Source organism: Roseomonas sp. CAU 1739 (assembly GCF_039839775.1).
GTDB lineage: Bacteria > Pseudomonadota > Alphaproteobacteria > Acetobacterales > Acetobacteraceae > Neoroseomonas.
The window spans coordinates 45,822-61,021 of record NZ_JBDOQQ010000024.1 but is presented as its reverse complement, the minus strand read 5'-3'; the positions used below and the strand labels follow the sequence as shown (position 1 = coordinate 61,021).

Genomic DNA, 15,200 nt, shown 5'->3' with positions numbered 1-15,200 from the left:
TGGTCGGGCAACTCATGGCCATGCTCAAGGCCGCCGGCGCCTTTCCCAACGGAGATGATGCGAAATGCCGCGACCTCGTTTCCGGTTTGTCCTCATGTTCGGCAAAAGGGACTATGAGGGGGCAAAGCCCCTCCAACTACGCGCTTGCCGAACCTTCCTCCGCCGCCGCCTTGCCGCCCGACTTCGGCCGCTTCTTCCATTCATCCAGTCGCTGCAGCAGCACGAAGAAGGATGGCACGAACAGCACCGCGAGGCAGGTAGAGGCCAGCATGCCGCTGAACACGCTGATGCCCAGGGAGCGTCGCGCATTGGCACCCGCGCCGGTCGCCAGCACCAGCGGCAGCACGCCGAGGATGAAGGCAAAGGAGGTCATCAGGATCGGCCGCAGCCGCATGCGTGACGCTTCGACGGCGGCTTCGAGGATCGGCTTGCCGTGGATCAGGCGTTCCTCGCGGGCGACTTCGACGATCAGGATGCCGTTCTTCGCCGACAGGGCGATCAACAGCATCAGGCCGATCTGCACATAGAGGTTGTTCGCCACGCCCAGCGCCGTAAGCGCTGCCACGGGCCCGACTAGCGCGAGCGGCACCGCGGACAGCACCGACAGCGGCAGGATCCAGCTCTCATACTGTCCGGCGAGGCAGAGGTAGACGAGCAGCAGTGACAGCGCGAAGACATAGATCAGCGTGTTGCCGGTGACGTTCTCCTGATAGGACATCGCCGTCCATTCGAAGGAGACGTCGCCTGGGAGCACGCTGCGCGCGATGCGCTCCATCGTCTCCATCGCCTGGCCGGAACTGTAGCCCGGTGCGGGGCCGCCGACGATGGTCGAGGATGCGAACAGGTTGTACAGCGTGACGAGCGGCGGCCCGGCGGCCTGTCCCAGGGTCGCGACGGCGCCCAGCGGCACCATCTGGTTGTCCTGGCTGCGCACATGCAGGTTCAGCAGGTCGTCGGGGTTGAGGCGGAAGCGCGCATCCGCCTGGACATAGACCTGTAGCGACTGGCCGAACTTGTTGAACTGGTTGACGTAGGAAGACCCGACATAGTCGGTCAGCATCGCGAAGACGTCGCCGACCGGCACGCGCAGTTGCTGGGCGCGTTCGCGGTCCACGGTGACGATCACCTGTGGCGCATTGGCGCGGAAGGTGGTCAGCACGTTGCGCAGGGATGGTTCCCGTGACGCGCGTTCCAGGATCTGGCCCGTCAACGCGTCGAGCTTGGCATAGTCGAAGCTGCCGCCCAGCAGTTCGAGCTGCATCTGGAAGCCGCCGGCGTTGCCGATGCCCTGGACGGGCGGTGGCGGCAAGACAACGGCGCGCCCGTCCTGCAGTGCGGCGAGGTCGCGTGTTATCCGTTCATACAGCGGCAGTAGCCCCATTTCCGGATGCGGGTCGCGTTCTGAGAAGGGCTTGAGAATGACCCAGGCGACGCCGGCATTGGACAGGTCGGCGAAATTGTCGAGCGGCGAGACGCCCGCCAGTGCGATGACCTGCTGCACCCCGGGCACCCGCTGGACGATCTGGCGGGCCTGTTCGAGCGTCGCCGCGGTGCGGCCGAGTGCCGCACCCTCCGGCAGTTCAATCGACAGCAGCAGGTAGCCCTGGTCATCGATCGGGATGAAGCCCGTGGGGATGCGGGACAGGCCATACAGCGCGGCGCCGGAGACCAGCAACGCGATCACCACCATCACGCCGCTGACATGCACCATGCGGGCGATGAGGCCGGTGTACCAACGCTCGAAGCCGTCATAGACGCGGTTGAAGCCGCGGTAGAAGAAGCTGCGCTTCTCCGGCGGCACCGGCGTGCGCAGCCACATCGCGCACTGCGTCGGCTTCAGCGTTGCCGCGTTGACCGCGCTGATCAGCGCGGTGGCGGCGATGACCAGGGCGAACTGCGCAAACATCTGTCCGGTCAGGCCGGGCACGAAGGCGGCGGGCAGGAAGACGCTCATCAGCACGAGGGTGATGCCGATGATCGGGCCGAACAGCTCGCGCATCGCCTCGATCGCCGCCTCGACGCCGCCCTTGCCTTCCTCGATGTGCTTGGTCACGCCTTCGACGATAACGATGGCGTCATCCACGACGATGCCGATGGCGAGCACGATGCCGAACAGCGTCGTCAGGTTCACCGTAAAGCCGAGGGCGGCCATGCCCGCGAAGGCGCCGATGATGGTGACCGGCACGGTCGTCGCCGGGACCAGCGTGGCCCGGAAGTTCTGCAGGAACAGCAGGATCACGACCAGCACCAGCAGGCCGGCCTGGTACAGCGTGGAATAGACCTCGTTGATCGAAGCGGAGACGAAGGTCGTGGTGTCGTAGGGGATCGAGAAGCGCATCCCCGTCGGGAAGCGGCGAGACAGATCCTCCATGGTGCGGCGGATGGTCTGGCCGACCTGGAGCGAATTCGCCTCAGGCGTCTGGTAGATGGCGATGCCGGCGGCCGGGCGTCCGTCGAGATGGAAATCCTGCGCATAGTTCTGCGCGCCGAGTTCGACCCGCGCGACGTCGCGCAGATAGGTCAGGCGACCGCCCTGCGCGGTCTGGTCGCGGATGACGATGCTGGCGAACTGCTCGGGCTCGTTTAGGCGCGATTGGACGTTGATCGTGTACTGGAACTGCTGCGTCGAGGGGGCGGGTGGCGCGCCGACCTGGCCCGCCGCGATCACCTGGTTCTGCTGCTGGATCGCGTTGATGACATCCGCCGGTTCCAGGCCCAAGGAGAACAGCTTTTCCGGATCCATCCAGATCCGCATGGCATAGATGCCGGCGCCGAAGACGGTGACCGAGCCGACACCCGGCAGGCGCGAGAGCACATTGACCAGGTTGATGGTCGCATAGTTGCTCAGGAAGGCGCTGTCGTAGCGGTTATCGGCGGAATCGAGCGCCACCATCTGCAGGATGGCGGTGTTCTTCTTCTGCACGTTCACGCCCTGCGCCTGCACCGGCGTGGGCAGGGACGCAAGCGCGAGCGAGACGCGGTTCTGCACCAGCACCTGTGCCGTATCGGGGTTGGTGCCGATGCGGAAGGTGACGGTCAGGCGATAGGTGCCGTCCGGCGCGCTGGTGGACGACATGTAGAGCATGCCATCGACGCCGTTGACCTGGTTTTCGATCGGCAGGGCGACGGTGTCGATCACCGTCTGTGCGCTGGCGCCGGGGTAGTTCGCCGTAACCATGACGGTCGGCGGGACGATATTGGGGAATTCGGAAACCGGCAGCCGAAACAGCGAGACCGCGCCGATGACGACCAGCACGATCGCCAGCACGTTGGCGAGGACCGGGCGCTCGATGAAGAACTTCGACATGCCGGTTCCTTCCTACTCGGCGACCGTCGTGGGCTGCGGCTGCACGCGCAGCCCCGGCGAAGCACGCCACAATTCGCCGACGACGATGCGGTCCGTGGCCGTCACGCCGCTGGTCGCGACCTGCCAGGCGCCGACGAGCGGCCCGAGCTGGACGTAGCGCTTCTGCACCGTGTTGTTCTGGTCCACCACGAGCAGGAAGCGGCCGCCCTGGTCTTCCTGCAATGCGCGCTGCGGCACGAGAACCGCGGATTGCAGGGTCCGGCCCATCGGCAGGCGGACATTCACGAACATCCCCGGCAGCAGCGCGCGGTTCGGGTTCTGCAGCAGGCCGCGCACGAACAGCGTGCCGGTCGCGGCGTCGATCTGCGGCGCGACGTAGTTCAGCGTGCCGCGATGCGGGAAGCCGCTCTCGCCCTGCAACTGAACTTCGATCGGCACGCGCTGCAGATCGGCCAGGGTCAGGCGCCGCTGGTCGAGATTGGTGCGCACCTGCTGCGCCTGCTGGGCGGAGATGTTCACCTCGACGTAGATCGGGTCGAGCTGGAGGATCTCGGCGAGCACGGCATTCTGGCTGCTGCTGCCGACGAGATTGCCGACATCGATCAGGTGCCGGCCCATCTGCCCGTCGAAGGGTGCGCGGACCTCGGTATAGCTCAGGTTCAGCTTGGCGATATCGACCTGCGCCTGGGCGCCGAGGATGTTTGCCTCGGCGGCGGCGCGCTGAAACACCCAATTGTCCACTTCGACCTGCGTCGCGGCGTTGCGGCGGACCAGGGCGGTGTAGCGCGCGACCTCGGTGGTCGCATGGGTCAGCGAGGCGCGCTGAAGTTGCAGCTGCGCCTCCGCCTGGCGTAGCTGCGCCTGGTACTGGTCCTGCTGGATGGTGAACAGCAGGTCGCCGCGCCGGACCAGCGCGCCGTCCTCGAAGTGGATACGGTCGAGATAGCCGACCACGCGGGCCACCAAATTCACCTTGTTCACCGCCGCGGCATTGCCGGTCAGCGTCATCGTCTCGCCGACCGACTGGCTGCGCGGCGAGGTGACGGGAATGGCCGGCGGCGGCTGCGGCGCGGCCTGCGCGGTCGCCGCCGGTGGCGGTGTCGCGGGCTGCGCCGGTTCGGCCGCGGGTGCGGCCGGGCGTGGCGTCGCAGGCGTCGCCGCCGCCCCCGCCCCGCCGGGCTGCGCCTGCGTGGCCGAACTTCCGCGCCCGGTCACATCGTCCCAAAGGCGGTCGATCAGGCCCTGTGCGCCCGACCGTTCCGCCGCGAGGGCGAGCGGCAGGGCGAGGCCGGCGGCAATCGCCGTCCGTCGCGACGCGACGCGGCGGGCCAGGGCGAGTCCGTGGATGAGAGCCTGATGCATGATCATCACCATTGCGGTGCGCGGATGTCGGGACCGCGGTCGGCGGGGCTGGGAAGGCCGGGGGCGGCGGGTTGCAGCGTGCCGGAGGGCGGCAGCAGCGACCCCCAGTTGGTGCGCGCGCGCATCTGGTCGCGCGTGGCGTCGTTCACGAAGTCATTGCCCTCGCGCAGCTGCCAGCCACCGCCAAGCGAGCGGTACAGCGCCGTCAGCGATGTGGCCCGCTGCCCCTGCGCCGTGGCCAGACTGTTCTGCGCGGCGAGCAGGTTCTGCGTGGCCGTCAGCACCGTGGTGAAGTCGCGCGTGCCCATGCGATACTGATCCATCGCGATGGTCAGCGCCTGTTCCGCCGCGGCGACGGACCGCCGCAGCAGCGCGACCTGCCGCCCGCCCTGGAGGTAGCCGCTCAGCCCGTTCTCGACATCGCGCTGGGCGCGCAGCACGGTGTCTCGGTAGTCGATCAGCAGGCCCTGCAATCGCGCATCCTGCACCCGGACATTGTTGGTGATCTGCCCGTAGTTCAGGATCGGCCAGGAGAAGCTGGCCCCGAAGGCGAATTGGATGGCGCTGGAGGTGAACATGTCGGAAACGCGGTTGCCGCCGACATTGCTCGCCTGGGATCCGAAGACGCCGGTCAGCTTGAAAGCCGGGTAGAGCTCGGCGAGCGCCATGCCGATCTGTTCGCTCTGCGCCGCGGCGCGCAGTTCGGCGACGCGGATGTCCGGCCGGCGGCGCACGAGGTCGGCGGGGATGCCGACGGCCACGGTTTCAGGCGGCACCGGGATCACGGCCCGCCCGGCCAGCAACGCTTCCATCGGCTGCGGCGCGAGGCCGAGCAGCACGCGCAACGCCGCCTGGCCCTGTTCAAGCTGCGCGGTCAGCTGCGGCACCGTGGCCTCGGTCTGCGCCAGCACGTTCTCGGCCTGCGCAACGTCGAGCGCCGTGCTGACCCCACCACGCCAACGGTCCCGCGCGATCTGCAGCGCCGTGCGCTGCCGCGCGACATTGGCGCGCGCGATGCCGATCTGCGTCTGCAGCGTGCGGATGCCGATATAGGTCGAGGCCACATCGCCGACGAGCGTCACCAGCACGTCGTCATAGCGCGCGATGGAGGCGAGATAGGCCGCGTCGGCCGACTGCACGCCGCGACGGAACCGACCCCAGAAATCCAGTTCCCACGCAGCGCTGGCCGTCAGCGCGCCGCGCCAGAATTCGCCCAGCCCCGCCTGGGTCACACCGGATGGGTCGTTCTCGCTCGGACGCAGGTAGGACAGGCCGCCGCCGACCGTCTGTGACTGTGGGTAGAACTCGCCGCCGGCGATGCCGAGTTGCGCGCGGGCTTCCAGCACCCGCGTCCCGGCCGACAGCAGCGTGAGATTCTGCCGATACGCCATCTCGACCAGGTCGTTCAGCGTCGGGTCGTTGAAGACCGTCCACCAGCGTTCATAGGTCGTCCGGTCGGTCGCCACGGCGCTTTCCCCGGCCTGGAGCCAGCGTTCGGCGAGGGTGGCGGATGGTTCGGTGAAATCGGGACCGACCTTGCACGCCGCGAGCGGCAGCAGCACTGCCAGCATCGGCGCGCGGAAGCGCAGGAAGACCGAGCGTGTCATAGGAGCCGAGCCTGAGGTTCGAGCGGAGAATACACATTGTGGTTGCGCTGCCGAATCCCTCGGTAAGGCGCGGGATGGCGACGGCATCAGGCGACCGATTCGGTGCGGGCGCGCGCAATGGCTCGGGAGAATTCGGACCACAGCAGCGATGCCGGCAGGAAGGGAGGCTTTCGCAGGACTGTCACGATCAACTCCGCGCTGTCGGGGACCAGGCCGAATCGGACTTCGACCTCGCCGAGCGGCGTGGCGCCGCGGGCGGTGCCGGCGCGGCGGTCCTCATCGAAGTCGAAGGCGAATCGCCCAAGGTCATCGCGCGCGGCGATGCGTTCCAACAGGTCGATCGTCACGTCGCTGAAGGTCTGGCTTGACATAGCGGCGATCGGCTCCGTGCCTGCGGCCATCAACTCCCGCGTTTGTTGCAGCAGGCGACGGTGCGCGTCCAGCCTGTCAGTGCCAACCTGGCCACGGCACCTGCCCGATCACGCCGCGACGGGCGCCGACACAGGGCGGCGCGCCGGCGTGGCCTGGCCGACCACCTCACCCACCAGGACCAGCGCGGGGCCGCCGCGCGACCAGCCCCGGCCGTCGCGCGCGACCGAGGCGAGCGTGCCGGCCAGCACCCGCATGGCCGGGGTCCCGCCATTCTCGATGATCGCCGCGGGCGTCGAAGCGTCGAGTCCGGCACGTACCAGCCCCACCTCCAGGTCACGCAGCGTGGTGATGCCCATATAGACGGCGAGCGTCTGCCCGGGGCGCGCGAGTCCCGCGAAGTCGAGGTCGAGCCGCCCGTCCCGGGTATGGCCTGTCACGAAGGTGACGGCACGCGCGGCGTCGCGATGCGTGAGCGGAATGCCGGATTGCGCGGCGCAGGCGAGGGCGGCGGTCACGCCCGGCACCACCTCATGCGCGATGCCGGCCTCGGCGAGGGCAGCGGCTTCCTCCCCGCCGCGGCCGAAGACGAAGGGGTCGCCGCCCTTCAGGCGCACCACGCGCTTGCCCTGGCGGGCGAGGCCGACCAGCAGCGCGTTGATCTCATTCTGCGGAACGCAGTGATTGGCGCGCGCCTTGCCGACGAAGATGCGCGCCGCATCGCGCCGCGCCATGTCGAGCACGGCGTCGGAGACCAGTCGGTCATGGACGATGACATCAGCCTCGCCGAGCAGGCGCAGGGCGCGCAGCGTCAGCAGATCAGCCGCGCCCGGGCCGGCGCCGACCAGATGGACGAAGCCGGTGGGCGTCACTTCGGCATCGTGCAAGGCGCGGGCGAAGGCGGTCTCTGCCTCCTCGGTGCGGCCGGCCAGGGCGAGATCGGCAGGCGCGCCGGCCAGCACCCGTTCGAGGAAGCGGCGGCGCGCGCCAAGGTCCGGTAGTGCACGACGCACTGCCGCGCTCATCCGACCGGCGAGGGCGGCCAGCGCACCGAGGGCGGGCGGCAGCACCGCCTCGATCTTCTGCCGCAGCATGCGTGCCAGCACGGGTGCTGCGCCACCCGTGGAGATCGCGATCGTCACCGGATCACGGTCGACGATGGCGGGCATGATGAAGGAGCAAAGCGCCGGCTGGTCGACGATGTTGACGGGGATGCCGCGCGCCTGGGCGGCAGCGGACAGCGCGCGCAGATCATCATCGTCCGCATCGGCACCGACCGCCAGGGCGACGCCGTCCAACAGTCCTGGTGCAAAGCGGTCGGCGCGCCGGATGCTCGCCCCGGCGGCGGCGAGTGGCGCGGCCTTGCGTTCGGCGACCTCGCCGCTGCCGAGCACCAGCACCTGGCGTCCTTGCAGATCGAGAAAGGCCGGGAAGTGGCGCATGGTTAGGCGATCTCCCGGGCCAGCAGCGAGGCGATCTCCGGCTTGCAGGACCCGCAGCCGGTGCCCGCGCGCGTCGCCGCACCCACGCCGGCGACGTCATCCGCGCCGCATCCCGCGATGGCGGCGGCGGTGACGCCATGACAGGCGCAGACCATGGGCGAGGGCGGCGGGCCATCGGCCCGACGGCCGACGAGCAGCGCGGCGCGATCGGCCGGTGCGAGCAAGCCCGATGTCATCAGCGCGGCGAGCCAGTCGCGTGGCGGCAGCAGCGCGGCCGGTGCGACGGCAACGAAGCCGGTCAGCACGCCGCCGCACAGTGCCGCGGCGCGGAACACGCCGGCGACGGGGTCCTCGAGCAGCGCCCAATCCTCGGCGCGCAGCAAGCCGCGCAACCGGGCGAAGGCTTCCTGGGGGGCTTCGGGACCCGCCAACTCGTGGCGCCAGGCACCGCCTTCCAGCGGCGCGCTGGCGCACCAGCCGGCGATGTCGGTTTCGCAGCGCTGCGGGGTGAGCAGGAAGCCATGCCAGGCGGCGGCATAGGGTGAGACGCGCAGCGGCGTGTGCTTGAGCTCCGGCTGGCCGCTGACCGGGTCGGTCGCGGCGATCAGCGCGGCGTTGATGCGCGCAGCGGGGGCGAATTGCGCGGTCCAATGCATCGGCACGAAGGCGGTGCCGCGACGCTGGCCTGGATCGTGCGCGAGGCGCAGCACGGCGGCGCCGGCGGGCGTCTCGGCCTGCACCAGGCTGCCGGCCGCGAGGCCCGGCGCATCGTCCGGATGCAGTGTCAGCACGGGTTCCGGCGCATGGGCCATCAGCCGCGGCACGCTGCCGGTACGCGTCATCATGTGCCACTGGTCGCGCAGCCGGCCGGTCAGCAGGCGCAGCGGAAAGGCGGCATCGGGCTGGGCGCGCGGCGCGCGGAACGGCGTCGGCACCAGCCGGGCGCGGCCGGAGGGGATATTGCCATCCGAGAAGAAGCGATCGGACGCGGGGCCGCCGGCCGGGACCGGCCAGCGTGTCGGCGGCATCGTCGCGTAGTCGGCATCCGAACGGGCCGCGAGGCCGGAGATGTCGAAGGCGCGGGCTGCCGGGCGGGCCAGCCCCGTTACTGCCGAATGCTCGCGGAAGATAGCCGACGGGCCAGACCAGGTGAAGGCGTTGGCGTGGCCCATGCGCTTCGCGACCTCAGCAACGGCCCACCAATCCGGCTTTGCCTCACCGGGCCAGGGCAGGAAGGCGCGCTGGCGGCTGATGACGCGCTCGCTGTTGGTCACCGTGCCATCCTTCTCGCCCCAGGCCAGGGCCGGCAGGCGCACATGGGCGTAGGCGGCGGTGTCGGATCGCTGCGTGACTTCGGACAGCACCAGGAACGGCGCAGTGGCCAGCGCGCGGCGCACGCGGTCTCCGTCGGGCAGCGAAACGGCTGGGTTGGTGGCCATGACCCACAGCGCGCCGATGCGGCCCGCGCCGAGCGCATTGAACAGGTCCACGGCCTTGAGTCCCGGCGCCGTGGCCAGCCGCGGCAGGCCCCAGAACCCGGCGAGCGCCGCGTGGTCACCGGGGCGATCCCAGTCGAGATGCCCGGCCAGCATGTTCGACAATGCGCCGGTCTCCCGCCCGCCCATGGCATTGGGCTGGCCGGTGACGCTGAACGGCCCCATGCCCGGCCGCCCGATCCGTCCGGTGAACAGATGGGCGTTGATGATGGCGTTGGCCTTGTCGGTTCCCGCGCTGGATTGGTTGACGCCCTGGCTCCACAGCGTGACGACGCGCGGTGTTTCCGCCCACATCGTGCAGAAGCGGGCGATGTCCTCGGCCGGGAGTCCGGTCAGCGCCGGGGCCTCGGCGGCGACGATACGCGCGGCGGCGAGCGTCTCGGCCATCCCTTGCGTGTGGTCCGCGAGATAGCGAGTATCGCCATGGCCATGGTCGGCGAGATGGACGAGCAGAGCCGCGAACAAGGCGACATCGCCGCCCGGTGCGATCGGCAGGTGCAGGTCGGCACCCTCGCAGGTCGCCGTGCGGCGCGGGTCGATCACGACGATGCGCATCGTCGGCCGCGCCGCCTTGGCCGCCATCACGCGCTGGAACAGGACCGGATGGCACCAAGCGAGGTTCGAGCCGGTGAGGACCAGCAGGTCGGCCTGCTCCAGGTCGTCATAGATTCCGGGGACGACATCCTCGCCAAAGGCACGGCGATGGGCGGCGACGGCGCTGGCCATGCACAGGCGGGAATTGCTGTCGATGTTGCCGGTGCCGAGCACGCCTTTCGCGAATTTGTTGGCCGCGTAGTAGTCCTCGGTCAGCAACTGGCCGGAGACGTACAGCGCGACACCCTCCGGGCCGAGGCTGGCGAGCGTGCGGGAGAAGCCTTCCGCCACGGCATCCAGCGCGGCATCCCAGGACGCCCGCTTGCCGCCGACTTCCGGATGCAGCAGCCGGCCGGACAGCGACAAAGTCTCGCCCAGTGCGGCGCCTTTGCTGCAGAGCCGGCCGCGATTGGCCGGGTGTTCGGCATCGCCCTCGACGGCCGCGCCGCCGCGACCGTCAGGCGTCGCGCGCACGCCGCAGCCCACCCCGCAATAGGGACAGGTGGTCCGCACCACGCGGGTGGGGATGCCGCCATCCATCAATAGACATCCCGCTGGTAGCGGCCCTGCCGCGCCAGGGCGACGATCCAGTCGCGCGCCTGGTCGGCATTCATGCCACCTTCGGATTGCGCGACGCCGCGCAGCGCCGCATCGACATCCTTCGCCATGCGGGAGGCATCGCCGCAGACGTAGAAATGCGCGCCATCCTGCAACCAGCGCCAGAGGTCGGCCGAGTCTTCCGCCATGCGGTGCTGGACGTAGTCCTTGCGCGTGCCGTCGCGGCTCCAGGCGAGCGAGAGCCGTGACAACGTGCCGGTCTGTCGCCAGGCATCGATTTCGAATTCGAACAGGAAGTCCGTGGCACGGCGACGATCGCCGAAGAACAGCCAGGACCGGCCCCTGTCGCCATGCGCCGCTCGGTGCTGGAGGAAAGCACGGAAGGGGGCGATGCCGGTGCCCGGACCCACCATGATGATCGGCGTCGTGGCATCGGTCGGCAGACGAAAATGGCTGACCTGGATCTCGGCACGAAGCGGCGCATCCGGCGCCGCGCGATGGGCGAGGTGGCAGGAGGCGACGCCATCCCGCGCACGGCCGCGCCGCGTGTCGCGCACCACGCCGACGCAGAGTTCGACGCGTTCACCGACCGCAGCCTGCGATGAGGCGATGGAATAGAGCCGCGGCTTGAGGCTCGGCAGGCTGTCGAGCAGTGCCTGAAGCGGCGGCCGCGCCGATGGGAAGGCGGCCAGCAGATCGAGCAGATCGGCATCCCCCGGTTCGGCGCCGTCATCGCCATCGGCCAGCTTGCGCAGGGCCGCCGCGTGCGGCGCATGCGTCGCCGCACCGGCCAGCAGGTCGAGCGTGCGATCGAGCGGGCGGGCGATGTCGAGCATCGTCGTCAGCGCTTCGCGAAGGGAGGATTCGATGCCGCCTGCGCGCACGGGCGTCCCGGGGTCGGCGTGCAGCGCCGCGACGACAGCATCAACCAGCGCCGGATCATTCGGACAGGCCAGCGAGAGGCTGTCGCCTGGTTCGTACCGCAATCCGCTGCCGGCAAGGTCGATCACCACATGCCGCACATCCTTCTCCGACCCCGCGCCGGTCAGGCGGGCGGCGGAGAGCACCGGTACCGGCACACCCTTCGGCTTCGCCACGACCGCCGGGGCCGGCGCGGCGGCGACGGCGGGCGCCTCGGCCAGCATCGCCTTCAGCGCCTTTTGCGTCGCCTTCGCCCCGGGCACGCAGAGGCCCGTCGAGGTCTCGGCGCCGGAGGCCAGCGCCTCGGAATAGGTTTGGCAGAGATAGCCGCATTGCCCGCAATCGAGCTGCGCCATCGCCGCCATCAGCCGCCGGTTCAACGGGCGCCCATCGGCCAGCGTCAGGCGTTCATCCAGGTCCAGCGCGGGATCGTGCCAGGGAAGATCCTCCGCCGGTGCCGGCGGCGCGGCGGAGGCGTTCGACGCCCCTTCTGCCGCGCCGCCGTACAGCCCCGCGAGGAACCCGTTCAGCCAGGAGCGCTGCGCCGGCGTGAAGGGCGCGCTCTCCGGGATAAGGGGAACCGGCGCGGGGCCGGGGAAAGCCGTCGGAATGATGGCGTTCATGCCGCTTCCTCCATGCGCGCGGCGGCGAGGGCGGACAGCGCCGCATCCTCCTGCCGGGCACAGAACAGGTGGAAGGTTTCCCCTGGCGCACGCTGCCCAAGCCACGCCTGCAACAGGCCAAGCACGACCGGCCCGAGTTCGTCATGCGCGACCTTGGAGCGGATCAGCCGGCCGATCCTCTGTTCCGGCCCGGCGCCGCCGCCGACATGCAGGTCGTAGCCTTCGATCAGGTCCTCGCCGCGTTCGACCTTGGCACCCAGCAGGCCGATATCGGCGATGTAGTGCTGTGCGCAGGAATGGTGGCAGCCGGTCAGGTGGATGTTGAGCGGCTGGTCGAGCGTCAGGCGCTGTTCCAGGAAATCCGCGAGCTCCGCGGCATGGCGCTTGGTGTTGGACGCGGCGAATTTGCAGCCCGCATTGCCGGTGCAGGCAACGAGGCCGCCGCGGATGGCGGATGCCTCATGCGTCAGGCCAAGATCGGCGATGGCCGCCAAGGCATCATCCAACCGGTCGGCCGGCACGTCGCTGACCAGCAGGTTCTGCCAGACGGTGAGGCGGATGGTGCCGGAGCCGAAGCGCCGCGCGACATCGGCCAGGCCGCGCAGCCGATCCACCGTCAACCGCCCGAGCGGGCAGACCACCCCGATATAAGACAGCCCCTCCTGCTTCTGCGCATGCAAACCGACATGGCCGTGCTTGGCCGGTGGTGCGGGCGGGTGGATCGCGTTGTCGTCCATCCGTTCCAGCGCCCGGCCCAGTCGCTGCTCGACCAGCGCCAGGAAGGCCTCGATGCCAAGGCGGTCGAGCACGTATTTCAGCCGTGCCTTGGCGCGGTCCGTGCGGTCGCCCTCGGCGATGAAGACACGCAGGACGGCGTCGCAGACCGGGATGATGTCGGCTTCGGCCAGGACGACGCCGGTGCCGCGCGCGAAGTCGCGGTGGCCGGTGATGCCGCCAAGGGTGAGGCGAAAGCGCAGGCCCGCATCCGTCATCACGGCGGACAGCGCAATATCGTTGGTCTCCTGCAGGACCTCGACCGCGCCGCCGCCGGCGACCGAGATGTTGAATTTGCGCGGCAGGGCGAACAGGTCGCGGGTGTGCAGGATGTGGTGGTGCAGCGCGCGCACGATGGGGCGCGTGTCGATCAGTTCGGCCGCATCGATCCCGGCCGTCGGGCTCGCGGTGATGTTGCGGATGTTGTCCGCCCCCGTGCCGCGCGGCAGCAGCCCGATGTCGCCGAGGCGCATCACCACCTCCGGCCCCTTCGCCGCCGGGATCTCGCGGAACTGGAAATTGGCGCGCGTCGTCACATCGGCGTAGCCGCCGGCGCAATCCGCTGCGATGTCGGCGATGGCATCGAGCTGATGCGCAGCGAGTATGCCGCCGGGGATGCGCAGCCGGCACATGAAAGCATTCTGCGCCGGACCGACGAAGAACAGCCCGTGGTAGCGCCCGATGAAATCGTCGATCGGCTTGGGGAATTTGTCGGCCGCAGCCCGCTCCGTCAGCTCATCCCAACGGTCGAGCGGGTGCTTCGCGCGCTTCGCATCCTCCTGCGGCACAAGCTTGCCGCCACGCGCGATGGTCGCGTCCTGCGCGGCGCGCAGCGCGTCAGGCGGACCACCACCCTCGCCGGCGGGCAGCAGGCTGCCGCGCCGCGCCTCGACGCCGGCCATGAAGCCCTTGAGATATTCCTGCTGCTCCGGATTGAAGGGGGCGTCGTTCATCACGCGGCGTCCTGGAAGGCAGGACCGAAGGGCAGCAGCGCGCGCATCGGCGCGATGTCACGGCCCTGGGCCATCAGGGAGAGGTAGAAGGGCGCATCCGCCGTGTCGCCATACAGCACCGCGCCGACCAGCCGGCCACCGCGCAGCCACAGCCGGCGGTAACGGCCGATGGCGGCATCGGACAGGGTGATGGCCTCGGCATCGGCCGGTTCGATCTCGCCGGCCGACCAGACGTCGATGCCGGAGACCTTGAGCGCGGTGGGATCGGGACGCGGGGCGTAGATCGCGGCCTCGCCGCGCAGCGTCGCGGCCGCCGTCTCGGCCATGGCGAGCGCGGGCGCGACCAGGCCGCAGACCGTGCCGCGATGCTCGGCGCATTCGCCGATGGCGAGCACCTTCGCCGCACTGGTCCGCATCGCATCATCGACCACGATGCCGCGCCCGACGTCGAGCCCGGCCGCGCGCGCCAGACCGACCGAAGGGAGTACGCCGACGGCCATCACCACCATCTCGCAGGATATGCGCGTACCGTCGGCGAGGCGCAGCGCGCGGACCTGCGTCTCGCCCTCGATCGCCTCGGTCTTCGCCGGCATGGCGAAGGACAGCCGCCGCGTTGCGCCGAGCTGGCGCGCGAGCAACGCGCCGGCCGCAGGATCCAGCTGGCGTTCCATCGGCCAGCCGACCGCATGCACCACGGTGACGCGCGCGCCGCGTTGCGACAGTGCCGCCGCGGCTTCGAGGCCCAGCAGACCGCCACCGATCACCGCGACGCGCGTGCCGGTGACGACGGCGCGCCGCATCGCCAGCACGTCGGCCATGCTGCGATACAGGTACACGCCGGGCAGGTTGGCGCCAGGGAAGGGCAGGCGCACCGCGTCCGACCCCGTCGCGATGACAGCGCGGTCGAAGGCAACAACTTCGCCGCGTGCCGACACGGCACGTCCGGCGCCGGCATCGAGCGTGGCGATCCGCGTCGACGGCCGGAATGTGATGCCGAGTGCCCGAAGCCGTGCGGCGCCATGCGTGATCAGCGCCGGCACTTCCGCCTCGCCCGACAGCACGCGGCCGAGGGCGACGCGGTCATAGGGCAGGGCGGGCTCGCTGCCGCACAGCGTGACCGCGAAGCCGGCCTCCGCGGCGCGTTCGGCGCAGCGCGCCCCGGCCGGACCGGCGCCGATCACCAGCACATGCATG

9 protein-coding genes are annotated in these 15,200 nt (G+C 70.0%); all 9 read right to left on the bottom strand.

Annotated features, from left to right (window positions below):
* Nucleotides 1-136 precede the first annotated feature (136 nt).
* The 9 genes from AAFN86_RS26725 to AAFN86_RS26685 all read right to left on the bottom strand — a co-directional run bounded on the left by AAFN86_RS26725 (nt 137) and on the right by AAFN86_RS26685 (nt 15,199).
* Nucleotides 137-3,307, bottom strand: coding sequence for an efflux RND transporter permease subunit (locus tag AAFN86_RS26725; RefSeq protein ID WP_347546667.1), 3,171 nt, complete (start codon nt 3,305-3,307; stop codon nt 137-139).
* A gap of 12 nt (nt 3,308-3,319) precedes the next feature.
* A complete protein-coding gene (locus tag AAFN86_RS26720) occupies nt 3,320-4,669 on the bottom strand; it encodes an efflux RND transporter periplasmic adaptor subunit (RefSeq protein ID WP_347546666.1) in 1,350 nt (449 codons plus the stop codon).
* A 5-nt stretch (nt 4,670-4,674) separates the two neighbouring features.
* Complete coding sequence (locus AAFN86_RS26715; RefSeq protein WP_347546665.1) at nt 4,675-6,276, bottom strand: efflux transporter outer membrane subunit; 1,602 nt, start codon at nt 6,274-6,276, stop codon at nt 4,675-4,677.
* 86 nt (nt 6,277-6,362) lie between these two features.
* The gene (locus AAFN86_RS26710) at nt 6,363-6,647 is read right to left on the bottom strand and encodes a hypothetical protein (protein ID WP_347546664.1); all 285 of its coding nucleotides are present in this window, start codon (nt 6,645-6,647) and stop codon (nt 6,363-6,365) included.
* Nucleotides 6,648-6,755: 108 nt separating this feature from the next.
* Complete coding sequence (cysG, locus tag AAFN86_RS26705) at nt 6,756-8,087, bottom strand: siroheme synthase CysG (protein WP_347546663.1); 1,332 nt, start codon at nt 8,085-8,087, stop codon at nt 6,756-6,758.
* A 2-nt stretch (nt 8,088-8,089) separates the two neighbouring features.
* Complete coding sequence (locus AAFN86_RS26700) at nt 8,090-10,717, bottom strand: molybdopterin-dependent oxidoreductase (RefSeq protein WP_347546662.1); 2,628 nt, start codon at nt 10,715-10,717, stop codon at nt 8,090-8,092.
* Nucleotides 10,717-12,279 carry a sulfite reductase subunit alpha gene (locus tag AAFN86_RS26695; protein WP_347546661.1) on the bottom strand — a complete coding sequence of 521 codons (1,563 nt, stop codon included), beginning with the start codon at nt 12,277-12,279 and terminating at the stop codon, nt 10,717-10,719. The genes AAFN86_RS26700 and AAFN86_RS26695 overlap by 1 nt, the downstream gene beginning before the upstream one ends.
* Nucleotides 12,276-14,006: a NirA family protein gene (locus AAFN86_RS26690; RefSeq protein ID WP_347546660.1), complete on the bottom strand. Its 1,731-nt coding sequence runs from the start codon at nt 14,004-14,006 to the stop codon at nt 12,276-12,278. The genes AAFN86_RS26695 and AAFN86_RS26690 overlap by 4 nt, the downstream gene beginning before the upstream one ends.
* Complete coding sequence (locus AAFN86_RS26685; protein ID WP_347546659.1) at nt 14,006-15,199, bottom strand: FAD-dependent oxidoreductase; 1,194 nt, start codon at nt 15,197-15,199, stop codon at nt 14,006-14,008. Before AAFN86_RS26685 ends, AAFN86_RS26690 begins: the two co-directional genes overlap by 1 nt.
* Between the last annotated feature and the right edge of the window lies 1 nt (nt 15,200).